12 protein-coding genes are annotated in these 12109 nt (G+C 33.5%); 5 read left to right on the forward strand and 7 right to left on the reverse strand.

Annotated features, from left to right (window positions below; all coding sequences use genetic code 11):
• Positions 1-38: 38 nt before the first annotated feature.
• The 5 genes from OZP11_RS01045 to OZP11_RS01065 form a co-directional block, all read right to left on the reverse strand.
• Positions 39-1901, reverse strand: a complete 1863-nt coding sequence (locus OZP11_RS01045) for a M56 family metallopeptidase (protein WP_281233386.1) — start codon at positions 1899-1901, stop codon at positions 39-41.
• A gap of 19 nt (positions 1902-1920) precedes the next feature.
• Positions 1921-2289 carry a BlaI/MecI/CopY family transcriptional regulator gene (locus OZP11_RS01050; protein ID WP_281233387.1) on the reverse strand — a complete coding sequence of 123 codons (369 nt, stop codon included), beginning with the start codon at positions 2287-2289 and terminating at the stop codon, positions 1921-1923.
• A 24-nt stretch (positions 2290-2313) separates the two neighbouring features.
• A complete protein-coding gene (locus OZP11_RS01055; RefSeq protein WP_281233388.1) occupies positions 2314-3897 on the reverse strand; it encodes a M56 family metallopeptidase in 1584 nt (527 codons plus the stop codon).
• A 42-nt stretch (positions 3898-3939) separates the two neighbouring features.
• A complete protein-coding gene (locus OZP11_RS01060) occupies positions 3940-4308 on the reverse strand; it encodes a BlaI/MecI/CopY family transcriptional regulator (RefSeq protein WP_281233389.1) in 369 nt (122 codons plus the stop codon).
• A 166-nt stretch (positions 4309-4474) separates the two neighbouring features.
• Positions 4475-5692: an MDR family MFS transporter gene (locus OZP11_RS01065; protein WP_281233390.1), complete on the reverse strand. Its 1218-nt coding sequence runs from the start codon at positions 5690-5692 to the stop codon at positions 4475-4477.
• A gap of 97 nt (positions 5693-5789) precedes the next feature.
• Here OZP11_RS01065 and OZP11_RS01070 point away from each other — a divergent pair, with 97 nt between their 5' ends.
• The 5 genes from OZP11_RS01070 to OZP11_RS01090 all read left to right on the forward strand — a co-directional run bounded on the left by OZP11_RS01070 (position 5790) and on the right by OZP11_RS01090 (position 9477).
• Positions 5790-6389, forward strand: coding sequence for a DUF1684 domain-containing protein (locus OZP11_RS01070; RefSeq protein WP_281233391.1), 600 nt, complete (start codon positions 5790-5792; stop codon positions 6387-6389).
• Complete coding sequence (locus OZP11_RS01075) at positions 6389-7036, forward strand: TatD family hydrolase (protein WP_281233392.1); 648 nt, start codon at positions 6389-6391, stop codon at positions 7034-7036. The genes OZP11_RS01070 and OZP11_RS01075 overlap by 1 nt, the downstream gene beginning before the upstream one ends.
• A 55-nt stretch (positions 7037-7091) precedes the next feature.
• A complete protein-coding gene (locus OZP11_RS01080) occupies positions 7092-7814 on the forward strand; it encodes a tRNA threonylcarbamoyladenosine dehydratase (RefSeq protein WP_281233393.1) in 723 nt (240 codons plus the stop codon).
• 84 nt (positions 7815-7898) lie between these two features.
• Positions 7899-8561 carry an HAD family hydrolase gene (locus tag OZP11_RS01085; RefSeq protein ID WP_281233394.1) on the forward strand — a complete coding sequence of 221 codons (663 nt, stop codon included), beginning with the start codon at positions 7899-7901 and terminating at the stop codon, positions 8559-8561.
• A gap of 73 nt (positions 8562-8634) precedes the next feature.
• Entirely contained in the window at positions 8635-9477 is an 843-nt protein-coding gene (locus tag OZP11_RS01090; RefSeq protein ID WP_281233395.1) for a DUF2911 domain-containing protein, read from the forward strand.
• A gap of 90 nt (positions 9478-9567) precedes the next feature.
• On the opposite strand, the gene OZP11_RS01095 is transcribed toward OZP11_RS01090, so the two are convergent.
• Together OZP11_RS01095 and OZP11_RS01100 are read right to left on the reverse strand one after the other, a co-directional pair.
• On the reverse strand, positions 9568-10197 hold the full coding sequence (locus tag OZP11_RS01095) for an MCP four helix bundle domain-containing protein (RefSeq protein WP_281233396.1): 630 nt from the start codon (positions 10195-10197) through the stop codon (positions 9568-9570).
• Positions 10198-10329: 132 nt separating this feature from the next.
• Positions 10330-12051 carry a sodium:solute symporter family protein gene (locus OZP11_RS01100; protein ID WP_281233397.1) on the reverse strand — a complete coding sequence of 574 codons (1722 nt, stop codon included), beginning with the start codon at positions 12049-12051 and terminating at the stop codon, positions 10330-10332.
• Positions 12052-12109 lie beyond the last annotated feature (58 nt).

Consider the following 12109-nt stretch of genomic DNA (forward strand, 5'->3'; position numbering starts at 1 on the left):
TGTTTTGGGCACTGGTTCTTTATATTTAATTAAATCTGTTACGCCTTTTTATTTTCTTTCTCCCAGGCTTTTCTGTCTTTTTCTTGTTTTTTCATATCCTTTGCATGCTGCTTCATGTCTTTTGCGTGTTGCAGTATATCTTTTTCATGCTGTTTCATATCAAGTTCATATTGCTTCATGTCTTTTTCGTACTGTTTCATGTTTTGCTCGTATTCTTTAGCATTAAAACCGTCAAATTCGAATTTCATATTAGTATTGAATTTCTCCATTTTAGTATTGAATTGTTCCATGGCAATTTCATACTGCTCCATCTGTTTTTCGAAAATAGCTTCACGTTGTGACATAACTGCTTCTAATTGTTTTTCGTAAGCTGATAAATCCGGTTCAAAAGCTTCCATTTTTCTTTCAAATTCTGCCATTTCTTTATTGAATTTATCCATAGCAGTTTTATCGTTATGATTTTTTGGGAATTTTGGCGGTTTTGGCATTTTCGACATGTCAATAGCCGGAACAGGAGGCATTGGTCCACTTGGAAATGACGGAGCAACAGGCGGTACCGGCGGTACAGGAGAAACTGCATCATTTACTGCTACAGGATCTTCTTCTCCTTCAGAATCTCCAAAATATCGGGTAGTTGTAACATTGCGAATAACAGGAGGATTGTTAATTTGATCGCCTGTAACCAGCGCAATATCTTTGCTGCCATCTTCATCTTCACTTAATACAATATTACAGTCTTTTATGGCATTATTACCGTTCATTTCAACAATCTGAATTTTACCGTTTTCTTTTACAATACGTACTTTAATACCGGTAATTTCATTTTTACTGTTTCTTTTTAAATCAGAAATAGCAATGTCTACATTGTGTTCTGTTTTTAATTTTGCAGTTAAATCTTTTAATTCCTGATCTGTAGTCGATTTTGTGATTTTAAAAATTTCAGAATCCTGATTTTTAACTCTGGCAATTTCGTTTTGTTCAGCCGTCTTTTTCTCCTGTGCAATTGTTTTAATCTGAAATGAAAGGACAAATGCTCCAAGTGCCGGAATTATGGCATAATACTTCCAGTAATTCCATTTTTTTGATTGATTTTTGTTTAACATGACAATTCGTTTTTTGATTAATGATTGATAAAAATGATTGGTGATGGCAACACAAGTATCATGTGTTGTAATTTTTAAAAGCGTGTATTGATACGCTTTTTTGTCGGCAATTTTTTTAGAAGCCTCGCTGTCTGCAATAAATTCCAGGTTTTGAAGGATTGCTTTTTTGTAAAGCCAGATAATTGGGTTGAACCAGAAAAGAATACAAAAAATACGTGAAATTAGTACATCTATCGTGTGATGCTGATCACTGTGTACCTTTTCATGCTCCAGAATATTCTGTAATTCTGCTTCGCTGTACAGTGATGAGTTGTACACGATATAATCGAAATAAGAAAATGGAGCAATGTTTTCATTGATATCTATAAATTTAAAATCAGCCTGCTGTTCTACTTTTTTGCCTTTTAAAACCGAATTCAGACTATAGAAATCAATAGCAAATTTTAGCATAAAAGCGGCAAATCCTAATGTGTAAATTACGATAGAAACCATATTCCAGTCGATTTCAAAAGTTTTTTCTTCAATACCCTGCGGATTCGCATTATACGATGCAGCTGTATAAGCAGGAGATGAGTTCAAAACATAAGTTGAAGGAGCATAACTTACCGGTGCCGGATCTATCCAGATTACTTTTGTATAGATGATAAAAGGCAGAATAACCGATGTTAACAATCCGGCAAGCAGGAACCATCTGCTGCTGGTAAAGAATGTTTCTTTGCGTAATAAAAAATAATAAGCAAAATAAAACAAGGCAGTTAAGCCGCTTGCTTTTGCGATAAAAATAAAAAGTGCTTCCATAGTCCTTATTTTTCTTGTTTTATTTCTCTTCTTTAGGATTTTCGATCATGGCCAGGATTTCCCTTAATTCGTCTGCAGAGATTTTTTCTTCTTTGGCAAAAAACGAAACCATATTTTTATACGAACTGTTGAAATAATTATCAATAGCCGTGTTCATATACTTTTTACTGTAAGCTTCAAGGGTAACAGCCGGATAATACTGATGAGTGTTTCCAAAAGCATTATGAGATACAAAACCTTTTTCTTCCAGATTTCGGACAATGGTCGAAAGTGTATTATAATGCGGCTGATCTTCGGTTATTTCGGCCTGGATTTCTTTTACAAAAGCCTTTTTAAGCTTCCATAAAATATGCATTATTTCCTCTTCTTTGTTGGTTAGTTTTTGCATATTCCGGTTTTTTGGTTAAGACTGTTATTTGCGGGTTTCAATTTCAATTACACCGTTTCCGCCGCGATCACCATATTTGTTTAGAGCATCGGTTCCGGTGTATACACTCATACTCTTGATGTTTTTTGAAGGAAGATCTTCCAGATTAAAATCCTTTGGCATTTCTTTTCCATCAATAATTAAAAGCTGAAATCCTTGTTTCATATTCGATTTTGCTCCATTTGAAACCACAACAGTTGATGCGTCTCCCACAGTGATTGTATTAGTCGTGTTGTTATCATGAGATGTTACAACAGTGCTAGTATTTGTAGTAGTATGAGTGTTAGTTTTTGTACTAACATTAATATTAGTGTCGACATGGCTGTTTTGTTTTTGTTTAAGTTTATTGCTTACTGCGGTTTTTGGATCTTTATTCTGCTTTTCATCTATAGTTTGAATTCCTATTTTTTTGTCTCCGTTCTTATAGGTTATGACTACTACGCCAAATTCGTTTATTGTTTCATCATCAGATGATTGTACAGATTTTGCACGCTGGCTTCCTTTTTTAATATCAACTACAAGAGAAGTTAGCTGGTTTGAAGCATTTCGCTTAATTTCGGAGATTTCAAACTTAATATTATGAAGCTTTTTCAGATTTTCTTTGATTTCTTCTAATTCAGTATCTGTGGTGTTTTTTCTTATTTTGTAAACGTCTACAGATTGAATATTCGAATCATTTTCTTGTACAATTTGCGGTTTTTCTTTGGCAATTACTTCAATTTGAAATAAGAAAATAAACCCTGCAAGTACCGGAACCACTGTGTAATACTTCCAGTAGTTTCTCTTTTTTGATTGATTTTTGTTTAACATGACAATTCGTTTTTTGATTAATGATTGATAAAAATGATTGGTGATGGCAACACAGCTTTCCTGCGTTGTTATTTTTAAAAGCGTATACTGATATGCTTTTTTGTCTGATATTTTTTCTGCAGCTTCTTTATCTGCAATAAATTCTAAGTTTTGTGTAACTGCTTTTTTGTAAAGCCAGATTATCGGATTGAACCAAAAAATCACAGAAAAAAGACGCATAATAAGTACATCGATCGTATGATTCTGGTCGCTGTGTACTTTTTCATGCTCAATAATATTTTCCAGTTCTAATTCCGTGTACATTGATGAGTTGTACACGATATATTCGAAATAGGAGAAGGGCGCAATGTTTTCGCTGGTATCTATAAATTTAAAGTCGGCTTGCTGTTGGATTTTTTTGCCTTTTAAAACCAGCTGCAGATTATAAAAATCCAATGCAAATTTTATAAAATGAACTAATAGACCAATTATATAGATAATCAGAATAATATAAAGTCCATAATTAACAGAATCTGTGGCATTGATGTTCTGTACTGAATTCTGCTGTGTTATATTGATATTGGTTAAAGGTTCAGCATCAATCCAGACGATTCTTTTAAAGGAAAGAAAAGGAAGTACAGCCGAAATAATCAATCCGCTGATTAGAAACCAGCGATTACTGCTGAAAAAGGTTTCTTTTCGAAGAAGAAAATAATAAGCGCCATAAAATAATAAAAGTAAACCGGCCGATTTTGCGATATATAAATAAAGTGCTTCCATAATTATTCTTTTCTAAGGGTTATCCGGATTATTACTGCTTAATTATTTTTTGTCTTTTGGGTTTTCGATCATCTCCAGAATTTCACGTAATTCATCGGCAGAAATTTTTTCTTCTTTGGCAAAAAATGAAACCATATTTTTATACGAACTGTTGAAATAATTATCAATAGCGGTTTTCATGTATTTTTTGCTGTACGCTTCGAGAGTGACAACCGGATAATATTGATGCGTGTTTCCAAATGCATTGTGCGCCACAAAACCCTTTTCCTCCAGATTTCGAACAATTGTCGAAAGTGTATTATAATGCGGCTGGTCTTCAGTTATTTCTGCCTGAATTTCTTTTACGAATGCTTTTTTCAGCTTCCATAAAATGTGCATTATCTCTTCTTCTTTGTTGGTTAACTTTTGCATGTTTTCTAATTTTAATTCAAACCTACAACTATTTTTTTAGTTACACAACTATAAATATAGTTATTTAACTAAAAATTTCGTTGTTAAATAAAATTAAAGCACAAAAAAGCGATTCAGAATCAAAGTTAATGATTTGAATTTTAAGTATTTATATGTAAAAGTGATTTTATTTGATTTTCTCCGAAGCCAATTCTTTTTTAATCCAGAAGCAGCAGGAAGTTGCCAGAATACCTATGCAAGCCATAAATAACCAGTTGATTTGATAGCCAAAATCAGAAATGATTTCAAAACCTACCTTAGAGCTTATAATATGTGCCAGACTAAAACTCATCGTGTACAAAGCCATATAACGTCCTTCCTGACCGCGAGGCGCGCGGCTAAGAGCAAATGCATTTGAAAAAGGAAAGGTTAAAATTTCTCCAATCGAAATGCAAATCATACTGATTACCAGGATTCCGGCCCAGATATTAATCATTAAAAGCAGAAAACTAAAGGCCATTACAAAAGATCCAATTATGATAATCCTGATTTTAGGAAATCCTTTTCTTTCCATAAAACCTACCGCAGGCATTTCTAAGGCAAAAATCATAAGACCGTTTAAAGTCATTAATAATCCGGTTTGAAATTCGCTTAATCCGTATTTTTCATTATGATATAAAGGTAAAGTGGTAAAAAGCTGAAAAAATATCATAGCCGTTATAAAACTCACAAACAGAAAAACCCAGAATATTTTATCGTGAAAAACAGATTTAGTATCAGCAGCGCTTTCGGCTTTATCATCATGTTCTACTTTTTTCTTTTCTTTTACTAATAAAGCAAAAATGGATATCGAAATAATACAAGAAGCGCCATCGACCCAGAAAAGTCCTGAATAGCCCATTCCCATAATAATTAATCCTCCAAGTGCAGGACCGGCAGCAAAACCTAAATTCACGGCTAGACGAACCAGAGTTAAAGCGCGGGTTCTGTTTTCTGGTTTGGCATAAGCGCCCAATGAGACAAACATAGCCGGGCGAAACATATCTGCAATCGTCATTAATACGAACATCGCAATACAAAGTGTCCAGAAAGTGGTAATGTACTGTACGAAGAATAATGAAACCCCGCTTGTAAACAAACTGAAAATCATGATTTTGTAAAACCCTATTTTGTCCGAAAGTTTACCTCCAAGCCAGGAACCCAGCATTGACCCAAAACCAAAAGATACCATAATCCAGCCTACCTGATTGTATGTAAAATGAAGATCCTCTTTTAAATATTTTGATAAAAAAGGCAGTACCATAGTGCCGGCACGATTTATAAAAGTAATTAAAGTAAGTATCCAAATTTCTCTTGTAAATCCTCTAAAGTTGTTGATGTAATGTGAAAAAGCGGTTTTAAGCATTATAATTGTTCTATTTACAGCAAAGTTAGAAAACTTTGTAACTTAGAACGGTTGTCGCTTTGTTACTTTTAAACTATTTTTGCAGAAAATTTTCAAGATGAAAGATTGCTTAATCCTAATTGGTCTTCTGACTTTTAGCTTTGGTTTCAGCCAAAAGAAATTTGATCGTACTGAAGCCGAAAAGTTTCAAAAGCAGATTAACTCAGAATATGCTGATCCAAAAACAAGCCCGTTAATGGAGGAAGATTTAAAGTCTTTTAAAACTTTAGATTTTTATCCTATAGACAGTAAGTATTTTGTAAATGCGAAGTTTGAAAAAGCAAAAAATGAGAAGGTTTTTGAAATGAAAACCACCGGAACCAGAACGCCTCAATACATAAAATACGGAACTTTATCTTTTACTCTGAATGGTAAAGATATGAAGCTCAATGTTTACCGAAATATTGAACTTTCTAAAAAAGAGGAATATAAAGATCATTTATTTCTGCCTTTTTTAGATTTAACCTGTGGAAAAGAAAGTTATATAGGCGGACGTTACATTGATTTAAAAATCCCGAAAGGAAAAACAATTGCTGTCGATTTTAATCAGGCCTATAATCCGTATTGCGCCTATAATCATAAATATTCTTGTCCGCTTGTTCCTCTTGAGAACGATTTAAAAGTAGAAATTAGAGCAGGAGTGAAAACTTTTCATTAATGGAATACTTTAATTTTCATACCCATCAATTTACAAATCAGTCCGATATACTGGAATTAGTCAATCAATATCCGCAGGAATTTGATTCGTTAATCCCATTTTATTCAATAGGAATCCATCCGTGGTATATTAAAGAGGATCAAATTGATGCAGAATTGAAAATTATTGAAGAAAAATTACAGATCGAAAATTGTCTGGCTTTGGGCGAATGCGGTTTAGATAAACGAATTGAACTGGCTCTTGACATGCAGATTCCGGTTTTTGAAAAACAATTGGCTTTAGCCGAAAAATATAAAAAACCTGTTGTAATTCATTGTGTTGCTGCTTTTCAGGAAATAATTGCAGTAAAAAAGAAACTGAATATTTCGGTTCCGATGATTATTCATGGTTTTTCAAAAAATATTCAGGTTGCAGAACAATTAATTAAGGAAGGATTTTATATTTCATTCGGTAAATATTTGCTGAAGAATCCGGATTTAAAAACCGTTTTTCAGAATGTTCCAAACGATCGTTTTTTTCTTGAAACTGATACAATCGAAGAAAGTATTAAAGAGGTTTATGATCTCGCAGCAGAATATAAAAAATTAAATTTAAAAGAATTACAGGCGATTATTTCAAGTAATTATAAAGATGTTTTTGAAACCTGAAACTTGAAACCTGAAACAAAAAATAATAAACTTAAAAAACAACAAAAGGGAATATATGGCAGAATGGACAGAAAGAGCCGAGCTTTTATTTACAAAAGAAGGATTAGACAATTTGCGTAATGCAAATGTTTTGGTAGTAGGATTAGGAGGAGTAGGATCGTTTGCAGCAGAATTTTTAGCAAGAGCCGGAGTTGGAAACATGACTATTGTAGACGGTGATGTGGTAGATATTACCAATATTAACAGACAGCTGCCTGCTTTACATTCGACTGTTGGCGAACCAAAAATTAAAATTGTAGGCGATCGTTTAATGGATATTAATCCGGAATTGAACTTAACACGTGTTCAGGAATTTTTGTCTCCGGAAAGAGCTTTTGAAATCGTTTCTGCAGATTTTGATTATGTTTTGGACTGTATTGACAGTATTACACCAAAATTGAATTTAATTATCGCTGCAAAACGTAAAAGAGTAAAAATCATCAGCAGTATGGGAGCAGGAGGAAAGATGCTGGCTTCTAAAGTAAAAGTGGCTGATATTTCTAAAACCATCAATTGCTATTTCTCTAAAACGATTCGTAAAAGGTTAAAAGCGGTTCAAATTAACAAATTGAAAGTTGTTTTTTCATCTGAAATCCAAAACGAAAAAAGCCTGAAATTAACAGACGGAAAAAATTTCAAAAAATCTTTCTACGGAACCAACAGCTATATGCCGGGATTATTTGGCCTTCATGCCGCTGAAACAGTTATTCGTTATTTGATTGCGAAAAAAGAAGAGTAGTTTAGTTGTAGTTTCGATTCTCAGAAATAAAGAATAACAACTTAGCCTCTTAGTCCCTCAGAACCTTAGCACCTTTAAAAAAAAATGATTAAAACAGTAATTTTTGATATGGACGGCGTAATTGTCGATACAGAACCCGTTCATCGTTATGCTTATTACAAGCAATTTACAGAATTAAATATCGAAGTGCCGGAAGAAATGTATACATCGTTTACCGGTCTTTCAACGCGAAATACTTTTCAGACTTTAAAAGGGAATTTTCCGTCTGTAGAGCATGAAGTAGAAGATTTGATTCAATGGAAAAGAAATATTTTCAACGATGCTTTTGATACCAAAGAAGATTTATATCTACTGGATGGTGTTGAAGATTTGATTAAAGATTTATATGCAAACGGAATTCAGTTAATTCTGGCTTCATCTGCATCAAAAGTTACAATAGAACGCGTTTTTACGAGATTTAATCTGCATCAGTATTTTTCTCATATCGTAAGCGGTGAAGATTTCCCGCAATCGAAGCCAAATCCGGCGATTTTTATTCATGCTGCTTCATTGTCAATTGCTCCAAAAGAGGAATGTATTATTATAGAGGACAGTACAAATGGTATAAAAGCAGCAAAAGGAGCAGGGATTTTTTGTGTAGGTTACCGAAGCGAACATTCAAATTTACAGGATTATTCAGAAGCTGATATTGTGATCAATCACTTTAGTGAATTAAATGCAGAAAAAATATCACAGTTAAAGTCCTGAATTATATAAAATTTAACATTCGTTCGCTGATTGAATTTGTAAATTTGAAAAAAACAAAAATTAAACATTAATAATGAAAAAACTACTTATTGCATTAGCGATCATATTGGCTCCTTTTGCATCTGATGCACAGGTAAAAACGCCACAGGCAAGTCCAAAAGCTTATATAAAACAAACAGTTGGTTTAACGGATGTTGAAGTTACTTATTCTAGACCGGGAGCCAGAGGAAGAGCTGTGTTTGGAAATTTAGTTCCGTTTGGTAAATTATGGAGAACAGGTGCTAACGAAAACACTATCATTAATTTTAGTGATGATGTTGTTATCGACGGAAAAACACTGAAAAAAGGTAAATACTCTATTTATACAATTCCGAAAATCGAAAGCTGGGAAGTGATTTTCTATCTTTCTACAGACAACTGGGGACTACCTGAAAACTGGAGCGATGCTTATGTTGCTTTAAGAACTACTGTAAAAGAAAATGCACTGCCAACTCCTGTTGAGAGTTTTACAATTGGCATTAACGGGTTAGATCCTAATTTTGCTTATTTGGAGATGTCATGGGAAAACTCGCATGTAGCTTTAAAATTTGAAGTTCCTACAGCTAAAACAGCAACGGCAAGTATCGAAAAGACTTTAGCAGGACCAAGCTGGAATGATTATTTTGCATCTGCCCAATATATTTTCTCTTCAAACGGAAATATCGAAACTGCAAGAACATATGTAGATAAAGCATTAGATATGAGTGCCGAAAAACCTTTTTATGTATCTAGATTAAAATCATTAATCCAGGCAAAACAAGGTGATAAAAAAGGAGCTGTTGAAACTGCAAAAATTTCTTTGGCAGGAGCAGAAGCAGCAAACAATCAGGATTACGTTAAAATGAATAAAGACAGTATCGCTGAGTGGAGCAGATAATTTCTTAAAATTTCAATATATAAAAATCCAAATTCTAACGTTGTTAGGATTTGGATTTTTTTTTCGGGTTGCAAGCTGCACTAAATTTAATTAATTCATACTGGGAGGTTCAGGAATTTTAATGGTTCTTTTTATTTTCTTTACAATCAAAAGATAAAAAGTGATACCTCCCAAAATAATAAGTAAAGCGATTTGCAGTTGTCCAAGACTGTTGTTTTTGCTGTACATGGCATTGGCTGCTGCCAGTTTAAGTTTTCCTTCCTCAATCTGAATCTGCGATAGCAATTCTAATGTTTTTAAAGCTTCAGAACTGGAATTAGCAATTTTGTCCCAGTTTTTGTTGGCAGCCTGTCTATTAATTTCTTTACAGGAGTTCAGAAAAGCATCAAAATATTGTTTTTCTTTATTGGTAAGAACCGTTTTTGCGTACAAATCATCAATATTATGAATAATATCCAAAGTATGAATGATTTCGTCTTTTTTAATATTATCACTTAAATCCAGCTTTTCAGCTTCGGCTTTAATAAAATGAAGTTGTTTGGAATACTGAAAAATATAATGCGCTACAACCAGACGGTCTTTGTAAATAGCATTTATATTTTCGTTGACATTTTTGGAATTCAGCAGTGTATTAAAATTTCCAAGTAAAATTAATAGCATTACAATCAGTAATATAAAAGCCGCTTTGGTTTTATTACTGTATTTTTTCAAATCTTTCATAACGCTTTATTTTGAAGTACCTTCTCAAAGATAAAGATTTTGTATCAGAAGTTTGATTGTAGATTTGAAAATTATAAATGTAAATATCTTTGTCAGAATACCAGGACTCTGACAAAGATATTTAATAAAGTATTAGTTTTCAGTGATTTCTGAATTGGTTTTTCCTTTAAAGAATAAAAGCTGTAATAAAAGCGACAATATAATTGTTAAAATAGCGCCAATAAAATTCAGCCATAAATAACCTAATTTTTCCTGGCTGTAAATCATATAATAATAAATTCCGAAAATCGTCAGCTGACTGATAATCGCACTGATGAACATAGGTTTTGCTGTTACCTTTTTAAGATAAAAACCAACAAGGAAAATACCTAAAACTGTACCGTAAAATATAGAACCAATGATATTTACAAGCTGGATTAAGTTTTCGAACAAAGTTCCCACACAGGCAAAAAGTATGGCTACAACTCCCCAGAACAAAGTGAAAAATTTAGTCGCATTAAGATAATGCTTTTCGGATTTTTCGGTTTTGATGTTTCGTTTGTAAATATCAATTGCGGTGGTCGAGGCCAAAGCGGTTAAACCCGAAGCAGTTGACGACATGGCAGCAGAAAGAATCACAGCAAGTAGTAACCCGATTAAACCTTTTGGCAGATAATGAAGAATGAAATGAAAGAATACATAATCTTTATCGTTTGTTTCGCTGTTACTGTCGGCTTTTGAAATGATTTCTTTCGCTTTATCACGCAAATCTTTTTCTTTATTCGATAAGGCTACCATTTCTTTACGAAGAATAGGATTGTCATAATCCTGATTCAGCTGGTCTATATACAGCAGATTAATTACTTTTTTATCTTCAGAAAGTGTATTGAGCTTCTTTTCCAGAGCGTGATACTCATTCTTATAAACTGATTTTTCAATCGTTGTTTTATTATTCGGATTAAAATTTAAAGGAACAGGATTGAACTGAAAAAAAACAAAAACCATAACTCCCGTAAGCAGAATAAAGAACTGCATAGGAACTTTTAGAAGTCCGTTCATGATTAATCCCATCTGGCTTTCGCGGACTGATTTACCGGATAAATAACGTCCAACCTGAGACTGATCTGTTCCAAAATAAGCTAATGCAAGAAAGAAACCTCCGGTTATACCGCTCCAAAAAGTGTATTTTTCTTCGGGATTAAAAGAAAAATCAACAATATTCATTTTATCATTGGCACCTGCAATATGCAGTGCGCTCGTAAAAGTCATATCGTTAGGAAGGTAGTGCAGAATCAGGAAAAACGTAATAAACATTCCCGACATAATCACAAACATTTGCTGTTTTTGAGTTACGTTTACTGCTTTCGTTCCACCCGAAAACGTATAGATAATTACCATTACCCCAATAATAATATTCATTATCGTTAAGTTCCAGCCCAAAAGTGCTGACAAAATGATAGCCGGGGCATAAATAGTAAGTCCGGTTCCTAAACCTCTTTGCACTAAAAAAAGAATAGCGGCAAGCGAGCGCGTCTTTACATCAAATCGTCTTTCTAAAAATTCGTAAGCTGTAAAAACCTTGGCTTTGTGGTATAATGGGATAAAGGTGTAACAGATAACAATCATGGCGATTGGCAGACCAAAATAGAACTGTACAAAACCCATTCCGTCATGATATGCCTGTCCGGGAGTTGAAAGAAAGGTAATGGCACTGGCCTGTGTGGCCATAACAGAAAGGCCCACGGTATACCACGGTGTTTCGTTATTGCCTAAAATAAAATCTTCGACATTTTTACTGCCTCTGGTTTTCCATGAACCATATCCAACAATAAAAAGTAATGTAACAATAAGTACGATCCAGTCAAATAGCTGCATAGGTTATGAGTATAATTGCATGATTAAGAAAAAAATAGCAATATAAATTGCATTAGCC

Source organism: Flavobacterium gelatinilyticum (genome assembly GCF_027111295.1).
GTDB classification, from domain to species: domain Bacteria; phylum Bacteroidota; class Bacteroidia; order Flavobacteriales; family Flavobacteriaceae; genus Flavobacterium; species Flavobacterium gelatinilyticum.

Excerpts from the sequence above, each read along its gene's own strand:
- OZP11_RS01100 (WP_281233397.1), bottom strand. The coding sequence starts at position 12,051 with ATGCAGCTATTTGACTGGATCGTACTTATTGTTACATTACTTTTTATT.
- OZP11_RS01045 (WP_281233386.1), bottom strand. The coding sequence starts at position 1,901 with ATGGAAGCACTTTTTATTTTTATCGCAAAAGCAAGCGGCTTAACTGCC.
- OZP11_RS01075 (WP_281233392.1), top strand. The coding sequence starts at position 6,389 with ATGGAATACTTTAATTTTCATACCCATCAATTTACAAATCAGTCCGAT.
- OZP11_RS01090 (WP_281233395.1), top strand. The coding sequence starts at position 8,635 with ATGAAAAAACTACTTATTGCATTAGCGATCATATTGGCTCCTTTTGCA.
- OZP11_RS01070 (WP_281233391.1), top strand. The coding sequence starts at position 5,790 with ATGAAAGATTGCTTAATCCTAATTGGTCTTCTGACTTTTAGCTTTGGT.
- OZP11_RS01065 (WP_281233390.1), bottom strand. The coding sequence starts at position 5,692 with ATGCTTAAAACCGCTTTTTCACATTACATCAACAACTTTAGAGGATTT.
- OZP11_RS01095 (WP_281233396.1), bottom strand. The coding sequence starts at position 10,197 with ATGAAAGATTTGAAAAAATACAGTAATAAAACCAAAGCGGCTTTTATA.
- OZP11_RS01080 (WP_281233393.1), top strand. The coding sequence starts at position 7,092 with ATGGCAGAATGGACAGAAAGAGCCGAGCTTTTATTTACAAAAGAAGGA.
- OZP11_RS01060 (WP_281233389.1), bottom strand. The coding sequence starts at position 4,308 with ATGCAAAAGTTAACCAACAAAGAAGAAGAGATAATGCACATTTTATGG.
- OZP11_RS01050 (WP_281233387.1), bottom strand. The coding sequence starts at position 2,289 with ATGCAAAAACTAACCAACAAAGAAGAGGAAATAATGCATATTTTATGG.
- OZP11_RS01055 (WP_281233388.1), bottom strand. The coding sequence starts at position 3,897 with ATGGAAGCACTTTATTTATATATCGCAAAATCGGCCGGTTTACTTTTA.
- OZP11_RS01085 (WP_281233394.1), top strand. The coding sequence starts at position 7,899 with ATGATTAAAACAGTAATTTTTGATATGGACGGCGTAATTGTCGATACA.